The 17,338-nt window shown below is 64.8% G+C and carries 15 protein-coding genes; 5 read left to right on the top strand and 10 right to left on the bottom strand.

Annotation, left to right across the window (positions count from 1 at the left end; translation table 11 throughout):
* Positions 1–35 precede the first annotated feature (35 nt).
* The 4 genes from ASH04_RS13865 to ASH04_RS13850 form a co-directional block, all read right to left on the bottom strand.
* On the bottom strand, positions 36–1,493 hold the full coding sequence (locus ASH04_RS13865) for a cell division protein PerM (RefSeq protein ID WP_200937320.1): 1,458 nt from the start codon (positions 1,491–1,493) through the stop codon (positions 36–38).
* Between the two features lie 72 nt (positions 1,494–1,565).
* Complete coding sequence (locus ASH04_RS13860; protein ID WP_057473741.1) at positions 1,566–2,774, bottom strand: DUF5336 domain-containing protein; 1,209 nt, start codon at positions 2,772–2,774, stop codon at positions 1,566–1,568.
* Positions 2,775–2,867: 93 nt separating this feature from the next.
* Positions 2,868–3,992, bottom strand: coding sequence for a dimethylsulfone monooxygenase SfnG (sfnG, locus tag ASH04_RS13855; protein ID WP_057473740.1), 1,125 nt, complete (start codon positions 3,990–3,992; stop codon positions 2,868–2,870).
* 108 nt (positions 3,993–4,100) lie between these two features.
* Positions 4,101–5,324, bottom strand: coding sequence for an acyl-CoA dehydrogenase family protein (locus ASH04_RS13850; RefSeq protein WP_057473739.1), 1,224 nt, complete (start codon positions 5,322–5,324; stop codon positions 4,101–4,103).
* A 300-nt stretch (positions 5,325–5,624) separates the two neighbouring features.
* On the opposite strand from ASH04_RS13850, the gene ASH04_RS13845 reads away from it, so the two are divergent.
* From ASH04_RS13845 to ASH04_RS26550, 3 genes are all read left to right on the top strand, one after another.
* Complete coding sequence (locus tag ASH04_RS13845) at positions 5,625–6,143, top strand: hypothetical protein (protein WP_032365926.1); 519 nt, start codon at positions 5,625–5,627, stop codon at positions 6,141–6,143.
* Positions 6,144–6,150: 7 nt separating this feature from the next.
* Positions 6,151–7,161: a hypothetical protein gene (locus tag ASH04_RS13840; protein WP_057473738.1), complete on the top strand. Its 1,011-nt coding sequence runs from the start codon at positions 6,151–6,153 to the stop codon at positions 7,159–7,161.
* A 550-nt stretch (positions 7,162–7,711) separates the two neighbouring features.
* A complete protein-coding gene (locus tag ASH04_RS26550; RefSeq protein WP_143537073.1) occupies positions 7,712–8,044 on the top strand; it encodes a hypothetical protein in 333 nt (110 codons plus the stop codon).
* Between the two features lie 7 nt (positions 8,045–8,051).
* Here ASH04_RS26550 and ASH04_RS13830 read toward each other — a convergent pair whose 3' ends face one another.
* Together ASH04_RS13830 and ASH04_RS13825 are read right to left on the bottom strand one after the other, a co-directional pair.
* Positions 8,052–8,381 carry a DUF2200 domain-containing protein gene (locus ASH04_RS13830; RefSeq protein WP_057473736.1) on the bottom strand — a complete coding sequence of 110 codons (330 nt, stop codon included), beginning with the start codon at positions 8,379–8,381 and terminating at the stop codon, positions 8,052–8,054.
* A gap of 9 nt (positions 8,382–8,390) precedes the next feature.
* On the bottom strand, positions 8,391–8,879 hold the full coding sequence (locus ASH04_RS13825; protein WP_057473735.1) for a hypothetical protein: 489 nt from the start codon (positions 8,877–8,879) through the stop codon (positions 8,391–8,393).
* 155 nt (positions 8,880–9,034) lie between these two features.
* On the opposite strand from ASH04_RS13825, the gene ASH04_RS26545 reads away from it, so the two are divergent.
* Complete coding sequence (locus ASH04_RS26545) at positions 9,035–9,208, top strand: hypothetical protein (protein WP_155288490.1); 174 nt, start codon at positions 9,035–9,037, stop codon at positions 9,206–9,208.
* Positions 9,209–9,327: 119 nt separating this feature from the next.
* Here the strand turns inward: ASH04_RS26545 and sucD are convergent, their stop codons facing one another.
* The 3 genes from sucD to ASH04_RS13810 form a co-directional block, all read right to left on the bottom strand.
* Positions 9,328–10,239 (bottom strand): succinate--CoA ligase subunit alpha, encoded by a 912-nt coding sequence (sucD, locus tag ASH04_RS13820; RefSeq protein WP_027496015.1) that lies wholly within the window; start codon positions 10,237–10,239, stop codon positions 9,328–9,330.
* Between the two features lie 8 nt (positions 10,240–10,247).
* On the bottom strand, positions 10,248–11,411 hold the full coding sequence (gene sucC / locus ASH04_RS13815; protein WP_027496014.1) for an ADP-forming succinate--CoA ligase subunit beta: 1,164 nt from the start codon (positions 11,409–11,411) through the stop codon (positions 10,248–10,250).
* 146 nt (positions 11,412–11,557) lie between these two features.
* Entirely contained in the window at positions 11,558–13,420 is a 1,863-nt protein-coding gene (locus tag ASH04_RS13810) for a hypothetical protein (protein ID WP_235580004.1), read from the bottom strand.
* A 232-nt stretch (positions 13,421–13,652) separates the two neighbouring features.
* Between ASH04_RS13810 and ASH04_RS13805 the strand changes: the two genes are divergently transcribed.
* The gene (locus ASH04_RS13805) at positions 13,653–14,657 is read left to right on the top strand and encodes a M23 family metallopeptidase (RefSeq protein ID WP_032365931.1); all 1,005 of its coding nucleotides are present in this window, start codon (positions 13,653–13,655) and stop codon (positions 14,655–14,657) included.
* A gap of 73 nt (positions 14,658–14,730) precedes the next feature.
* Here ASH04_RS13805 and ASH04_RS13800 read toward each other — a convergent pair whose 3' ends face one another.
* Entirely contained in the window at positions 14,731–17,220 is a 2,490-nt protein-coding gene (locus ASH04_RS13800) for a UvrD-helicase domain-containing protein (protein WP_057473733.1), read from the bottom strand.
* Positions 17,221–17,338 lie beyond the last annotated feature (118 nt).

Genomic DNA, 17,338 nt, shown 5'->3' with positions numbered 1-17,338 from the left:
GCCAGCAGAAAGCCTAGTCGCTCCGACCCGCGCCCCTACCGGGCAGGTCCGTCCTCCGCAGTGCTCGACGCGTCGTCCTGGGCCGGGGGCGGAGCGACGATCTCGGCCTCGAGCGGTTCCTCGGATTCGGCGTCTGCCGCGATCGGATCGTCTGCTTCCACTGTCTCGACCGGCTTCTCGTCGACGACCTCGGCCTCGACGACGGTGTCCGCGACAGCCTCGTCCGGCTCCGACGCAGGCGCTCGAATGGCCAGTTCTGCTGCGGGCACGGGCTGCTCGGTACCGGATCGGTCGTGGGGTTCGTGGTCGAGTTCCGGGTCTGCTCGACGCCACACGACGATGGCCGCCGAGGCGGATCCGACGACGCCGAGCCAGGCGAAGGTCAGCAGTGCGAAGCTCCACACGGTGACTTCGACTGTGCCGAACGTGCCCAGGTTCCCGCCTGCGGCGTAGCCGAACACCGCGGCGAGGGCTCCCATGACTGCAGCGACGGCCCACACCGAGGAGACCGCGACCTGGACGTCCACGCTTCGGATCGCGCAGTCGCGTCCCAGGAGTAGCCCCGCTGCGATGGGAACGACGAGCATGACGATCCAGATCGTCTGCGCGGATCCTTCGGGGAGGACGGCGAGGATCGGAAGCGGCGGGAGCGGCCCGCCCGTCGTCGAGAACAGGCTGACCGTTGCGTCTCCGAAGCTCGCCGAGGACCCCGTCGCGACGGCGAGGGCACCGAGGACGATGTTCGGCAGGTACAGCACCGACAGCACGGTCAGTCCCAGCATGCCGACGAGGGTGCGTCCGTTGTCGAGCAGCGAACCGGCGGTGTCCCAGGAAGCGAGCAGCGCCAACAGCACGATGGCGGCGCCGCCTGCCGTCAGCACCGCAACGGACCGCACGAGCGGCGCAACGAGTGCGCGTACCCAATCTGGAAGATGTCGATCGATCACCAGGGCATCCCAGCGAGCGAGGATCAGGCCGGTGCCCGACGCCGCTGCGTGCACTCCGGCCACCCACGAGAAGGCGACGAGTGCGTTGGGGCTCGACAGTCCGATGACCGTCGACGCATCCTTGGCGACGGCCAGAGCGATGGCCGTGAAAGCGAGGGGTCCGGCCATCGACGCGGCGAACACCCACCTGACCATGCGGCGGTCGGTGGTCTCGTCCACCGCGTGGTGAACCGTGCGTGCGACGGACCAGGCGACGACGAGGGTGGGAAGCATCGGGGCGACGCCCATCGACGTGCCACCGATACTCAGCGGCACCAGGTGCACCGCGAACCAGGAACCGGCGATGGCACCGAGGGTTCCGGTGAGATCGCTGTTGACCGAGACAAGGGTGATCAGGACCAGAGTCGTGGCGATGACCACCACCAACCCGGAGGTTTTGAAGGCCACTGCAGCGAGCGTTCGTGACTGATCGGGCGTAGGCCCGGTGCTCACACGGGAACTGCGTGCGGCCGCGCGTCGAGTATCTCGGTTCAATAGATCGCTCATCACTACGAGATTCGCATCAACGACGCGGCACGCCGGTCAGGCGCGCCGCGAAGTCGAGTGTGACGTGCGAAATCAGTCGCGCTTGTTGTCGTCTTCCGCGGGAGTCGCGCCGAACGATTGAGTCGGTGCGCCGTACGGCGTCGACTGTGAGCCCGACTCGGACTCGTCGGGTGTGCTCGACGGCTGACCGTAACCGGACGGCTGGTTGCCGTACTGGTACTGGTTCGGCGGGTACGCCTGCCCTGCGGGCGGACCGCTCGGACCGGTGTAGGGCGGCGGCGAATAGCCACCCTGCGGTCCGGTGTTCGGCGCAGGCTGATTGCCGTACGGCGACTGTGCGCCGGGACCGTAGGAGTGCTGGCCGGACGTCTGTCCACTCGGCGCTTGTCCGAAGTTCGACGAGCCTGCTGTGTTCGACGGGGCCTGACCGTAGGCCGGCGGGTTGCTGTAGTTCTGCGGTCCGGACGGTCCACCGAACGACGTCGTCGGCGCGTTGTACGGATTCTGCTGGCCGTAACCGGACTGCTGACCCTGGTTCCCGAAGCCGGACTGCTTGGGTGCCGGAGCCTTGACGATGCCTGCATCGAGCAGCAGCGCAACCACAGCGGCCGATGCTTGCACGAAGCCCAACACGAGCACCAGGATCGCGCCGATTCCGAGCGAACTGCTGGTGCTGGCGAACTCGTTGCCCTCGGCACTGGGCAGGCTGAACGACTGGAAGACGAGCACCAGGAATCCGGCGATGGCCAGTGCCGCGATCACGGCCTGGTTCCGGGCATCCTTCTGCAGCAGCGACGCACCTGCGATCAGACCGGCGGCGAGCAGGAACGCGATCGACGCCGCACTTCCGCCGGACTCGAAGAAGTTGGTGCTGAACGAGGTCTGGATGCCGCTGGGCAGTTGCTCGGACGACGACACTTCGGCGGTGACGAAATCGAGCAGGCCGAGCAGGAAGTTGACGATACCGAGACCGAGCACCACGAAGGTCAGGATCTTCGGCAGTTGTGCGAGCCCGGCACCGGACGACTTCGTCGAGTGCCCGGACGTGCCCGGCGCGGACCCGCTCGGTGCGGAGGTTCCTGGCACGGGCGGGCCGAACGGGTTGGATACCGACGGCTGGTGGAACGGCTGGTTCTGACCCGACTGGGGGTAGGCACCCGACGACGGCTGATTCGGCGTGGACTGATTCGGCGTGGACGGGGGGCCGTAGGACGGTCCGCCTCCGCCGTAGCCACCAGAGTTGGAGCCCCCGTTGTCAGGGCTGCCGGGCGAGTAGGTCATCGCGTCTCCTCATCCTGATAGTGCCGTACCCAGGTCGGTCGGGTCCGAGATCTCACGCTACTGCACGGACCCGACCGCTCGAGGAACTCCAGGTCAGTGGGACGTGACCAACTCGTGGTCGTTCGATTCGGCCGCTTCGAGCTCCCGCACCAGCGGCAGCACCTTTCCTCCGAAGTATTCGATTTCCTCCTGAAAGTGCAGGAAGCCTCCGAGAACGAGGTCGACGCCGAGGCGTCGGTAGGCGACGATGCGTTCGGCAACCTGCTCCGGGGTGCCGATCAACTGCGTCTTGAACCCGTCGTTGTACTGAACGAGGTCCTCGAACGTCGAGTCGGCCCACATCCCCTTCTTGTCGGCCGTCGAATTGCCCGCCTGCTGCACCGCACCTCTGAAACCCTCGACGGCAGGCTTGTTGGCCTTGTCGATGATCTCTCGCAACGTATCTCGCGCTTCCTTCTCGCTGTCTCGCGCGATGATGAATCCGTTGAGCCCGAACTTGACCTCACGTCGGTGATCGCGCGCGACCCGACGCAGGTTGTCGAGCTGCTCGGTGACGCCGTCGAAATCCTTGCCGTTGCTGAAGTACCAATCCGAGTACCGGCCGGCATTCTCCTGCGCGGCGGACGAGTTACCACCTTGGAAGAGTTCAGGATTGGGCCGTTCCGGGGTGTTGAGCGGCTTCGGCTTCAGCGTGAAATCGTGGATCCGATAGAAATCGCCCCGGAAATCCACGTCGTCCTCGGTCCAGATCTTGCGCAGTACCTGCAGGAATTCGGCGCTGCGACGGTATCTTTCGTCGTGCTCGAGCCACGGCTCACCGAGATGGGTGAACTCGTCCTTGAACCAACCACTGACGACGTTGACCGCAAAACGTCCGTTCGAGAGATGGTCGGCGGTAGCGCCGAGCTTGGCCAGGACGGCCGGCTGCCAGAGCCCGGGATGCACGGCGGCAATGACTTTCAGACGTTCGGTGGCCAACAGCAACGCGAGCGAGAAACTCGTCGACTCGTGCTGGAACTCGGCCCCGTAGCTCGCCTCGTAACGGACCTGACTGAGCGCGTACTCGAAGCCGTTGTTCTCGGCGGTCTGCGCCAGCTTCTTGTTGTACTCGTAGTCCCAACTGGTCCGTTGCTCGATGGTGCTGGTGACCAGGCCACCCGAGACATTGGGAACCCAGTACGCAAACTTGATTGCGTCGGCGATCTTTTCGGTGCTCATGTGTGCGTCATCCTTCATCGGATGAATGCGCCATCCACGCACTCAGATGGCGTGGATGGCACATTCATCCGGAAATCGGGGGTCGGATCGGGGCCGGAAATGTCGGGACTACGAGTACCAGGTGGGCTCGGGCAGCTCCCCGGTGAGCACCCAGCGGCCGACTTCGCGTCGCTTGTACGCAACCGGATCGTGCAGCGTGTGGGTTCGCACGTTGCGCCAGAAGCGATCGAACCCGTACTTGCTGGCTGTGGCGCGGGCACCGAGGGCCTCGAACACGGTCGAGGTGATCTCGAGCGAGACGTCGGTGGCGCGAGCCTTGACTGCGGCCACCCGCACCTCGTGGTCACCACGCTCCTCGGCGGTGACGTTCCACGCGTTGTCGTGAATCTTCTGCCCTTCCAACGCCACTGCGTCGGCCAGAGCTTCGACGGCCCACAGTTTGGCGGTCAGATCGCCGTAGATGTCGATGATGTAGGGCTCGTCGACGGCCTTGTCCACCGTGCTGTGCAGCCACGCGCGAGTCTTGTCCTTGGTGTACGACGCGGCTTCCTCGAGAGCACCCCTCGCGATTCCGAGGTAGAAGTTGACGAACACCAACTGGATGGTCGGAACATTGAGGGTGTTGTAGACGCGGGGCTGAAACACCTTGTCCACGAACCCCGCTGCACTTGGCCAGTCGACTCGAACCTTGTCGATCGTGACACTGCCGCTTTCGGTCTGACGCTGGCCGATGTTGTCCCAGTCGTCGTGGAAGGAAAGACCCTCGATGTTCGACGGCACGATAGCGAACACGTGATCGGTGCTGCCCTCGAGCGCACCCTCGAGCACGGTGACGTCCGAGACACGACTGCCGGTGGAGAACGTCTTGGAACCGTCGAACACGATGGTCTCGCCCTCGTCGGTGACCGACACGTCGTTGTCGCGTGGATTGACGGCACCGCCGAAGAACCACTTGTTCTTCGTGGCATCGGCTTCGACGGCCTCGATCTGCTCGGGAGTACCGACCAGACGCGCGGCCCAGAACCAGAGAAGGTGGTAGCCCAGCAGCTGACCGATCGAGCCGTCGGCCTTCGAGACGGTGCGAATCACCTGGTAGGCCGTGGGCCAATCCTGGCCGCCGCCACCGTGCTCGACGGGACCGAGCAGCGTGACGAGCCCGGCGTCCTTGAGCAACTGAACCTCTGCGGACGGAAGCTCACGACCCTTGTCACGGGCAACGGCGTCGACAGCGAGAAGCTGCGCTACCTCACCTGCGCGGGACACCCATCCGGCGGCAGTGGTGGGAGCGTCGGGCCAGTTCTTGGCGAGTGCACGATTTTCGGTAGTTGTCATGACGCACAGTGAAGTCCCGCGTCGAAGCGATGACCACAGTTCGACTCAGCGTGATTCTGAGAAACACTCTGGTATCTCTCAGCTGTCGGCCATCGCAGGAAGAAGATTGCCAGTCGAATATGCCAGCCGAGTCGAAAACCGTGCACCCGATAACTCAGGCCGCCGCCCTGTTACAGGCCGCCAAAAAATCTCCGTGACAGATAAGGACGATTTGTAACGTGTCACACCAATTGACGATTAGTGTTATACACATCACAAACCGGCGGGTCGCAACACTCGCACTCCCCTAGGACGCCCCTCATGCGCAAGTCCCTCTTCGCCACCGTTGCCGTTGCCAGTGCCCTCGCCGCTGCCGTCATCACGCCCGCCGTCTCCAACGCCGTCCCCACCAACGTGACCTTCGTTGTCGCGGGCGGTGCACTCACCATCACAGCCCCGACATCCCAGGCGCTGACCGTCACTGGCAATACAGCGAGCGGAGGAATCACCCCGGTCGTCGTGTCCGACCAGCGACTCGGAATCAACGGCTGGACTGCGTCGGCGATCAGCACCGCGTTCGACAAGCCCGCGCCGGACCCCGCGTCCATCCCTGCGACCGCAGTAACCTACTCGGCACCGCTCCTGCCTGCGCGCACCGGCGTCTCGACGGTGGCCGGAGTACTGGTTCCTCAGACCATCGACTCCACCAAGCCTGTCGTGGTCGCGACAGCGGTCGTCGGAGCGAACACCGCCACCTGGACCGGCACCGTCTCCGTCGCACTGCCCAGCGACGTCGTGGCAGGTACGTACACGGGCGTTGTCACGCATTCGGTGGCCTGATCTGTACATGTCACTTCATCGGGGATTGGCGGCCGGAGTCCTGACCGTGCTGATGTTCGCTTCGGCGTTCGTCGCGCAGGCTCCGGCTGCCGCTCAACAACCAACCGAATCGGCACCGGTGGGCAGCGTGGGCATTCGCCTGCTCGAGGCGCCCGTATCGCTACAGGACGATCCGCGGGCGCTGGCCTACATCATCGACAACCTGCCGCCCGGCACCACCATCACCAGGCGCATCGAGGTCAGCAACAGCACCGATCAGCAGCAGCCGGTCACCCTGTACCCCGCTGCTGCATCGATCGGAGCCGACGACTCCGGCTTCGAGGTAGGTGACGACCGCGCCGTCAACGAGCTCACGACGTGGATGTCGGTGACGCCGACGGACCTCACGCTGGCTCCGAACTCGGCGGCCGAAGCGGTGGTGACCATCGCAGTTCCACCCGACGCCCCCGAGGGTGAGCAGTATGCCGTCGTATGGGCGCAAACTGCCGGTGCCCCAACCGGAACCGGAATTCAGAACGTCAGCCGTGTCGGTATTCGCACGTATCTTTCGGTCGGAGCCGGAAACGGTCCCGCCGCCGACCTGTCCGTCGATGGGGTCACCGCTGCTCGCAGCGACGACGGTGCCCCACAGGTCGTCGCGAACATCACCAACACCGGCGGCCGAGCCCTCGACCCGAGTGGAACCGTGGAGCTGTCGGGCGGTCCCGGCGGGATTTCGACTGCACCGGTCAAGGGTTCGGGCGGATCTGTCGCGCCAGGGCAATCGGGAAGCGTTACCTTCACACTCGACCCCGCGCTTCCCGCGGGACCGTGGCAGGCGGCCGTGACAGTCACGAGCGGGTTGGTGAGCAAGACATCGGCCGTCGAGTTGACGTTCCCTGATCAGGGCTCGGTCACGGCGGCTGGAGCATCGTCGGATTCCGGTGCTCCTGTATGGATCTGGGGACTCGCCGCGCTGATCGCCGTCGCGATCGCAGCTGCGGTCGTCGTGCTGATACGGCGACGAAAGGTCAGTTGAGATGCGACGCCACGCGGTAGCTGTCGGGTTGGCGGTGGTTCTTGCAGTCACCGCCAACCCAGCGGCGTCTGCGCAACAATTGGCAGATCCCCCTGCTGCCGAACAGAATTGCGTCGTCGCACCTACGACGACCACAAGTCCCGTGCCGACCACCACCACTGCGGTTCCGACACCGGCATGTACGACCAGCGACACGACCGCCTCGATCCCTCCGGTACAGATCGCCACCACTGACGCTCCGGCACCATCCGCAACAACCACGACCACGACCACGACCACGACCACGATGGATGTGTCCAGCGCACCGACCGAAACATCCGGCGTCGTACCGACTTTCGAGCTACCCACAACAGAGCCAGCCGTGTCTCCGACTACCAATACGACGTCACCGACGCTTCCTACGGTTCCGATCGAGACTACGCCCGGCTCTGCCCTATCACCTGTTCCGGCAGCGCGCGCGGCCGCGGCACCTTCTGCGGCCAGCCTGCTGAATATCGAAACGACCAGCGATTTGACACCCAAGGCAGGACAAGGTGCGCTCACGCCTGGTGTGCCGTGGACCGGAAATATGGGCCTCAGCGTCGTCAACGTGCTCGGCAACTGGACTTCTACGGTGAGCCTCTCGCCGTTCCGAGGCCAAAACACCGGTAGGACGGTCACGCCGGTCGCGTCCTACTCCGCTCCCGAGACAAACTGCCTGCTTCTGTTGGTGAAATCCCCTGGCGTCAGCAATGTGCCGCTCTCGGCTACGGCCGTCAATGCGAAAACCGGTGGGGGCGTAGCGTGCCTGACGAGTTGGACGGCCACCGTGAACATCTTGGTACCGAACAGTGATCTGCTCGCCGACACCTACACCGCAACGCTCACTCATTCGATTTACTGAGCAACGGTCATCCGCGCAAGATCTTCTCCATTGCTTTACCCTTGGCGAGTTCGTCGATCAGCTTGTCCAGCAATCGGATTTTCTTCATCAAGGGATCTTCGACATTCTCGACGCGGATGCCGCAGACAACTCCGGTGATCAGCGTCGCGTTCGGGTTCAGGTTCGCCGCCGCGAAGAAGTCCTCGGCCTCGAGATGTCGATCGAGGGTGGCTTGATTGAACCCGGTGAACCACCGGACGATCTCGTCGACCTCCGCTGCAGTGCGGCCCTTTCGCACGACCTTGTTGATGTAGAGCCGATGGACCGTCACGAAGGCGGTGGTGAAGATGTTGTGCACGGGGCCAATCTAGTCCACCGACGCGCCCGCGAAGTAGGCCCGCACACGAGGCGTGAACAGCAGCACTGCGACCGCCAGCAGGATGACCACTTGAATCGCTTGCACCACGTGGGTCCACGGAAGATTCGGGGTGAAGATCAGGTAGGAGTAGGCGGCCACTCCGAAGATGCTCCAGCTCGACAAGAGTCGATGTTCGGATGGACTGCGCCTGGAAAGTCGCTGGACAAGATACGAGTAGCCGAAGATCAGGCTGACCACGGTGATCACCCGCAGCGAGTAGGCCCCGTAGACGATCGCTTTCGCCGAGGCCGGAAGGGAGCCGTCGTCCATGCCCTGTCGATGCATCTGGAAATCCGCCAGCGACTTCGCCAGCGCCACCGAGGCGAGTGCATACAGACACGAGACCACCATGGCCGCGATCATCAACCGGCCGACCGGTCGTACAGCCGGGTCCGCGTGCCACCCCTGTCGATACAGACGGTGCAGAAATTCCGACATCAGCCCTCCCCGAACGGTGTCACAGCGATTGTGACTTGATGTCGTTACTTTAGCTATTGACTCCCCTTTACCTTCACTGTGCAATTCAATTACTATGCAACACAACACTTTTCAGGAAGAATGGGCAGCGACATCGTCGAACGGGAGGGCAAGACATGACACGCAAGAGGTTCGAGTACTTCAAAGTCGCGTTGTTTCTGATGTCCGCGATCGTCCTGGCATGGGCTGCAGGAACTTTCGAATCGCTCTACTACGCACTCGCGGCGGCGCTGTTCGGAGCGATGACAGTGTTCGTCCTGTGGCGAGTGGACAAGTTCGAGACCGAATAGCGCTGCCCATACGTCGTGCGCGTTTTGCGTACCTTCAGGTACGCAAAACGCGCACAAGGGATTGGGGCACGAAAAAGCCCGCCACCGAAATCGGTGGCGGGCTCTTTCGGAAGCGAGTCCTACTTCACGGACAGCGATTCCAGGATTTCGCGCGCGAGGGCAGCGGTCTCGGACGGCGTCTTGCCGACCTTGACGCCTGCGGCCTCGAGTGCGTCCTTCTTCGCCTGTGCCGTTCCCAGCGAGCCGGAGACGATGGCGCCGGCGTGGCCCATGGTCTTGCCCTCGGGAGCGGTGAAGCCTGCGACGTAGCCGACGACCGGCTTGGTCACGTTGGCCTTGATGTAGTCGGCTGCACGCTCTTCTGCGTCGCCGCCGATCTCGCCGATCATGACGATGATCTTGGTATCGGGGTCCGCCTCGAACGCCTCGATGGCGTCGATGTGGGTGGTTCCGATGACGGGGTCGCCGCCGATGCCGATGGCCGTCGAGAATCCGAAGTCGCGGAGCTCGAACATCATCTGGTAGGTCAGGGTGCCACTCTTGGAGACCAGGCCGATGGGGCCGGTTCCCGAGATGTTGGCGGGCGTGATGCCGACCAATGCCTCACCGGGAGTAATGATTCCGGGGCAGTTCGGCCCGATGATACGGGTCTTCTTGCCCTTCTCCACGTTGTAGGCCCACGCGTATGCGGAGTCCTGCACGGGGATGCCCTCGGTGATGACGACGAGCAGCGGGATCTCCGCGTCGATCGCTTCGACGATGGCGTCCTTGGAGAATGCCGGCGGCACGAACGCGATGGACACGTCGGCTCCGGTCTTCTCCATGGCCTCGGAAACCGAAGCGAACACCGGCAGTTCGATGTCGTTGCCCTGTGCGTCGACGTGCTTGACCGTGGTTCCGGCCTTACGTGCGTTGACGCCACCGACGACCTGGGTGCCGGCCTTGAGCATCAGGGCGGTGTGCTTGGTGCCTTCGCCGCCGGTGATGCCCTGGACGATGACCTTGTTGTCCTTGTTCAGAAAGATAGACATTGTTTCCTCTACTTCGCTGCCAGCTCGGCGGCCTTGTCGGCGCCCTCGTCCATGGTTCCGGCGAGCGTCACCAGCGGGTGCGCGGCGTCGGCGAGAATCTTGCGGCCCTCTTCGACCTTGTTGCCGTCGAGACGGACGACCAGCGGCTTGTTGGCGTCGTCGCCCAGCTTCTTCAGCGCGCCGACGATGCCGTTGGCCACTGCGTCACACGCGGTGATGCCACCGAAGACGTTGACGAACACGCTCTTGACCTGCTCGTCACCGAGGATGACGTCGAGGCCTGCGGCCATGACCTCGGCCGAAGCGCCGCCGCCGATGTCGAGGAAGTTGGCCGGCTTGACGCCGCCGTGTGCCTCGCCTGCGTATGCGACCACGTCGAGGGTCGACATGACCAGTCCGGCACCGTTTCCGATGATGCCGACCTGTCCGTCGAGCTTGACGTAGTTGAGGTCGTTCTCCTTGGCCTTGGCCTCGAGGGGATCGGCTGCGTCCTTGTCCTCGAACTCGGCGTGGCCGGGCTGGCGGAAGTCTGCATTGGCGTCGAGCGTGACCTTGCCGTCGAGGGCGAGGATCTGATCGTCGGGGGTGCGAACCAGCGGGTTGACCTCGACCAGGAGAGCGTCTTCGTTGATGAAGACCTCCCACAGCTTCTGGATGGTCACCGCAGCGGCGTCGAGCACCTCGGCGGGCAGCTTGCCCTTCTCGGCGATCTCACGAGCGAACGCGAGGTCGACGCCCTTGACTGCGTCGACGGGGATACGTGCGAGTGCGTCGGGGTTCTCCTCCGCCGTCACCTCGATCTCGACTCCACCTTCGACCGAACACATCGCGAGGTAGGTGCGGTTGGTGCGATCGAGCAAGAAGGAGATGTAGTACTCCTCGGCGATGTCGGAGGCTTCTGCGACGAGAAGCTTCTTGACGACATGGCCCTTGATGTCGAGTCCGAGAATCGCTTCTGCGTTCTCGGTTGCTGCTGCGACGTCCTTGGAGTACTTGACGCCGCCGGCCTTGCCGCGGCCGCCGACCTTGACCTGCGCCTTGACCATTACTGGCTTGCCGATTTCTTCGGCAATCTGTGTTGCTCCGGCGACCGTGTCGGTGACACGACCGGCGGAGGTGGGTACGCCATGCTTGGCGAACAATTCCTTCGCCTGGTATTCGAAGAGATCCATCAGCTCACCGTCTCGTCTACGTTGACGCCCGCTCCAGGGGTGTGAGCGGGTCTGAGCATGGACTTTATCCAGGTGCCCCGACGGCGCATCGGGCGCATGGATGCTATGTGGTCTATCTCACCGCTGCGGCCGCAGTGAAACCGGCGTCACCGATCGGTGCGACGAGCCGAAAGTGCCGCCGCGACACCGAGAACGACGATTCCGGCGACCGATGGCACCACACCGGGTCCCATCTCCGGGTCGGCTGCGCGAGCGGACGTCAGTGGCCACGACGCGAGATGAACGACGCCCGCGACGGCCGCACCGGCGAGCAGAACGCTGCCACGCGCGGGGCGGGCCCGGGCGGCAACGAGGGCGGCGACGACGACGCCGACAGCGAGCAGCAGCTGCCCCCAGGTGTCCCAACCCCACGGGAACTCGGTGATGGTCGCCGCGGTCAGATCGCTGCCTCGATACAGGGGCAGGGCCAATCCGACTGCCAGTAGAACGGCCCCGACGAGCGCAGTTCCCAGCACCGGGAAGTAAGTGGCCGCATCCTCGGACGTGTCGACGTCGTCACGCTCGGCCGATCCTGCGAACAGGGCCAGCAGTCCGGCGACGGCCGCGAACACGACGCCCGCGATGATCAGCAGAGCACCCGTCCCGGTATCGACGCCCGCGAGATCCTCGGCCAGCACCACCGACTGCAACACGGCCGCCGCGGCCGACACCGCGGCGAGCCAGAAGACGGACAAGAACGGACGAGCCGCCGCAGCGAACTCGGAGAACAGCAGCGGCACCGAGGCCAGAATCGAGACGAAGCCCGCTATGAGCACCACGCGGGTCGCCAGGATCGTGGGCGCAGTTCCTGCGGCGTCGGTTTCGAGAATCGGCAACAGCGACCCCACCACCAGCAGTACGCCGGCAACTACGCCGGCACTGCCTGCTGCCGCATGCCACCTCGTGGTGCCGGGCCCCGAGACCCCGCGCGGACCCCGACCACCCTCGGCGACGGATCGCGCCGCCGCCAGAGCGCGGCGATCACGGCCGGAGGCAATAGGTGCGAGTACAGCGCCTCCGACGGTCAATCCGAGCCCGGCAACGGTGCCGAGGTACGCCCCGAGGCCGGCCTCGATCCGAGCACCGGTAGCCACTCCAGCGAGCAGACCGACACCCGCGAACGAGAGGACCCCGAGACCCGCGCCGACGGCGGCACCGGACGCGACCACCGGCGAGAGTGACGCCATCGCCGAGGCCGTGACCACGAGTGCGCCGATTCCGACCAGCGCGGACCCCACCGCCACGAACACCGGCGACTCCACCACCGCCGAGACGATCACCACCGGATCGGCCGACCGGTACAGCGAGGCGAATGCCGCTGCGGCGGCCACGACACCGAACGCTCCGAGCAGGATCGACAACAGCGGACCCACCCGGCCCGCCGTCGCCCGTCCCACGTGCTCCGAGTAGACCGAATGGCCGTAGCCGTCACCGAGCGCTGCGCGATGCACTGCCGACCACCCCGCCGCACCCGCCAGAACCGACGCAGCGTGACCGGCGAACAGAACATGAGAGCCGAGGGTGGCGTCGAGCATCGCGGCGCTCAGGGGACGGAACAGCTCGAGCCGGTTCGCATCGATCGGATCGGACAGCACAGCGAGATCGAGGATCGCGATTCCGAGCGTCACCGCGCCGAAGCCTGCGAGCAGAGCGGCACCGAATTCGACGCGTCGCATCGCAGCACTGACGGCGCCGGCAACCGCCACCACGACCGGGAGCGCAACGGCCAGCACAGCGGCCGACGAAACCCCGTCGCCCACTGGCGAACCGTCGACGGCCTGGACGACGCCGATCAACGGAGCTGCAGCGGCACACAGTGCGGCGACGACGGCGAGCACGACGGCGGCGACGATGCGCGACGTGGGCGAATGATCCTCCACGCCGCCGCGGGCATCCTGCGGCGCTATACGTTGCGGTTCGGCTCGGTCGGAGCCGTGGGCGGACGAGTCGTCGAAGGTGGGGGTCGGCACCCGTAGGACGGTATCGGCTCGGTCGCGTCCCGAGCCGTCGGTCACGGTGCGTGCCGCATTCGTGTCCGATTACGGATGTGGCGTGTCACCACATAAACCCTGGTCACCCTGTGAGCCATCTCACATATTGCCCCGGTTTCGGCTGTTAACTTGCGCGCGCCGCAACCATTTCGTTACCGTCTGCCGAGTCTTTCAGTAACGGCCAGGTCACAGATATCGGAGGTTGTAGGTCTTGCAGCAGCACCGCGCGTCCTTTACTTCCAGCCGATTCTCTCGCCCGACGGCGGACGACGCGACCACGGTGTACAGCTACGAGCCCACCACCGAGCCGAGTGCATACGAGGCCTATTCCTACCCCACGTACGAGTACGTCGAAGCCGATTTCGCCGGTGCAGTAGCAGCCGACGAGACACCGACCGTCGTCACGACCTACGCAACCACCGCAGACGCCGCCCCCGTGGCTCGTCGCGGCGGAGCACATCGCATCCCCGTTCCTCCGACTGCACTGAAGGGTCGCGCCGCCGTGCTGGCCGTGGCCGCCGGTGCCGTCGTGGCCGCAGGGCAAGCCGTCATCAACGACGATGCGCCCACCGCAGTCGCCACCTCCGAGTACGCACTCGCCGCGGGTGAAGCACCGGCCGCCGCAGCACTCGCAGCCACCACCGCACCGCAGGCCGACGAGCCGGTAGCCGACGCTTCGAGCGCAACTCCCTCGCAGGCACCGCAGATCCTCAGCGTCGCCGCACCGGTCGACCTCAGTCAGTTCAACGACCTGCTCGCCAAGGGCCAGCGTTTCAGCGAAGAGCGGGCCGCACGCGAGGCCGCGGCCCGTCGCCCGCTGTTCTCCCTCCCGGCGCAGGGCACGTACACCTCCAACTTCGGCACGCGATGGGGCGTCCTGCATGCCGGCGTCGACGTCGCCAATGCCATCGGAACCCCCATCTACGCCGTCGCCGACGGCAAGGTGATCGATTCCGGTCCCGCGTCGGGCTTCGGAATGTGGGTTCGCCTGCAGCACGCCGACGGCACGATCACCGTCTACGGCCACATCGACACCTCGACAGTCACCGTGGGCCAGGACGTCATGGCCGGCGACCAGATCGCAACCATGGGCAACCGTGGCTTCTCCACCGGCCCGCACCTGCACTTCGAGGTTCATCTCCCGGGTGAGGTCAAGATCGATCCCCTCCCCTGGCTCGCGTCCCGAGGAATCTCCCTCGGACCCGAAATGGACTGAGTCCTTCTCCATCGCTTCACAACAAAGCCGGACCCCGCTTTCGTAGGGCCCGGCTTTCGCGTTGTCGGGACTTCTACAGCTTGGTCATCGGGACGCCGCCGATGAGCATCATCTTGACGCGACCTGCCGAGCCGAAATCGATCAGGACCATCGCCTTGACTCCGGCACCGGTGGATTCGAGCACCGTACCCAGTCCATACTTGTCGTGGCTGACTCGATCACCCACGGCCAGAACCAGATTGGAGTTTCGGCCCTTCGCGGCACCGAAGCTCGGGGACGAACTCTGGCCACGACTCGACGACCCGCCGTAGCTACCGGAGCCGTAGTTGCCCGAGCCGTAACCGCCGCCCGAGCCGTAACTGTTCGATCCGTAGCTGCCGGATCTACCGCCACCGATTGCGCGGCCGCCGCCGGTGCCCGGGTCTTCGCGACGCCAGTCGATCAGATGTTGCGGAACCTCTTGCAGGAAGCGTGATTCCGGGTTGGCGATGGGCTGACCCCACGCCGACCTCATGATCGCGCGCGTGAGATAGAGCCGTTGCCGCGCGCGAGTGATACCCACGTACGCCAGCCGTCGTTCCTCGGACAGCTCGTTCGGATCACCGAGCGCACGCATGTGCGGGAACTGGCCGTCCTCCCACCCGGTGACGAAGACGACCGGAAATTCCAGCCCTTTGGCGGTGTGCAGCGTCATCAACGTCACGACGCCGGTGCCCGAGTCGGGGATCTGATCGGTATCGGCAACCAGAGAAACCCGTTCGAGGAAAGCGGCCAACGAACCGGGCTCGGCCAGACCGTCGACCCCGCCGTCGTCGTCGTTTCGGTCGTCACCTGTTTCGAGCGCCTCTTCGGCCACTGCGGCCTGGTTACGCGCCTCGGACGTGAACTCCCGTGCGACGCTGACCAATTCGTTGAGGTTGTCCAGGCGAGCACCGTCCTGCGGGTCGCTACTGGCCTCGAGCTCGGCGCGATAGCCGGTGCGGTCCAGAACTGCTTCGACCACGTCGCCGATATCGGCGATGTCGTTGCCGTCTCCGTCGGTGGCCGTCAGTACGGCACGCAACTCGTCGAGTAGTTCCATGAACTGAGCGATCAACTTCTGCTGCCGCGAGTTGAGCAACGCCACCTTGCCCGCGGCTGCGTCGTGCAGCGCTCGCGAGAAGCTGATGTCGCGTTGCTCGGCGTGCACGGCCACACACGCCTCGGCGCGGTCTCCGATGCCGCGTCGGGGGGTATTGAGGATGCGCCGCATGCTGACGGTGTCGTCTTCGTTGGACAGCACGCGCAGGTACGCAACGAGGTCCCGGACTTCCTTGCGCTCGTAGAACCGGACGCCGCCGACGACCTTGTACGGCAGGCCGAGACGAACGAAGATCTCTTCGAGCGCGCGCGAGGAGTTGTTGGTCCGGTAGAACACTGCCACCTCGTCGAAACGCACATCCCCGCTGTCGACGAGACGATCGATTTCCGACGCGACGAACGACGCCTCGTCGTGCTCGTTGTCGGCGACGTACCCGACGATCAGTTCGCCTTCACCGGTGTCGGTCCACAACTTCTTCTCGCGTCGTCCGATGTTGCGCGAGATGACGGCATTGGCCGCCGACAGAATGTTCTGCGTCGATCGGTAGTTCTGCTCGAGCAGAATGGTGCGAGCGTCCGGGTAGTCGCGCTCGAACTCCTCGATGTTGCGAATGGTCGCGCCGCGGAATGCGTAGATCGACTGATCGGCGTCACCCACCACGCAGAGTTCACCCGGGGCGACAGTGCCCTCGAGCGCGCCGTCTGCATCGGGCGTGCCGACGAGTTCGCGAACCAGCATGTACTGGGCGTGGTTGGTGTCCTGGTACTCGTCGACCAGTACGTGCCGGAACCGGCGTCGGTAGTACTGCGCCACCTGCGGGAAGGCCTGCAGAATTCCCACCGTTTCGCCGATGAGGTCGTCGAAGTCCATGGCGTTGGCTGCGCGCAGACGCTGCTGGTAGATGCGATAGACCTTCGCGACGAGTCGGGGCAGCTCGGCGGGGTCACCGTCGGCGTCCTCGGCGGCCTTGTCCGGGCCGATCAGCTCGTTCTTGAGGTTGGAGATCGCCGTCGAGAGCAGACGAGCCGAGAACTTCTTGGTGTCGATCTGCAGGTCTTTGGAGATCATCGTCAGCAGCCGGCGTGAGTCGTCCGCGTCGTAGATCGAGAAGTTGGAGTTCAACCCCGGCAACAATGCCGCCTGGGCGCGCAGGATGCGCACGCAACTGGAGTGGAACGTCGACACCCACATCGCGTTCGCCCGCGGCCCCACCAGACCTGCCACTCGCTCGCGCATCTCGGCGGCGGCCTTGTTGGTGAACGTGATCGCCAGGACCTGCCCCGGCGACACCCCCCGCTCCGCGAGCAGATAGGCGATGCGACGCGTCAGCACCGCTGTCTTGCCCGAGCCTGCACCGGCCACGATGAGCAGCGGCGATCCCGTGTGCACGACGGCCTCGCGCTGCTGAGGATTGAGCCCCTCCAGCAGCGCGTCGGACGAGGTTTTCTTACGGGACTCGAGGCCCTGGAGGAATGTGTTCATCGTCTGGCCAGGCTACCGGCGCGTACCGACAAACCCACATCCCGTGGTCGTCGGCGTCATCTCCGACTTTTCAGGACGGTTACCCCGTGGCACACTGGATCGGTGATCGAAAAAGTCG

This window comes from Rhodococcus sp. Leaf233 (genome assembly GCF_001426165.1).
GTDB classification, from domain to species: Bacteria; Actinomycetota; Actinomycetes; order Mycobacteriales; family Mycobacteriaceae; genus Rhodococcoides; species Rhodococcoides fascians.
This window is presented reverse-complemented; position numbering and strand designations above follow the sequence as displayed.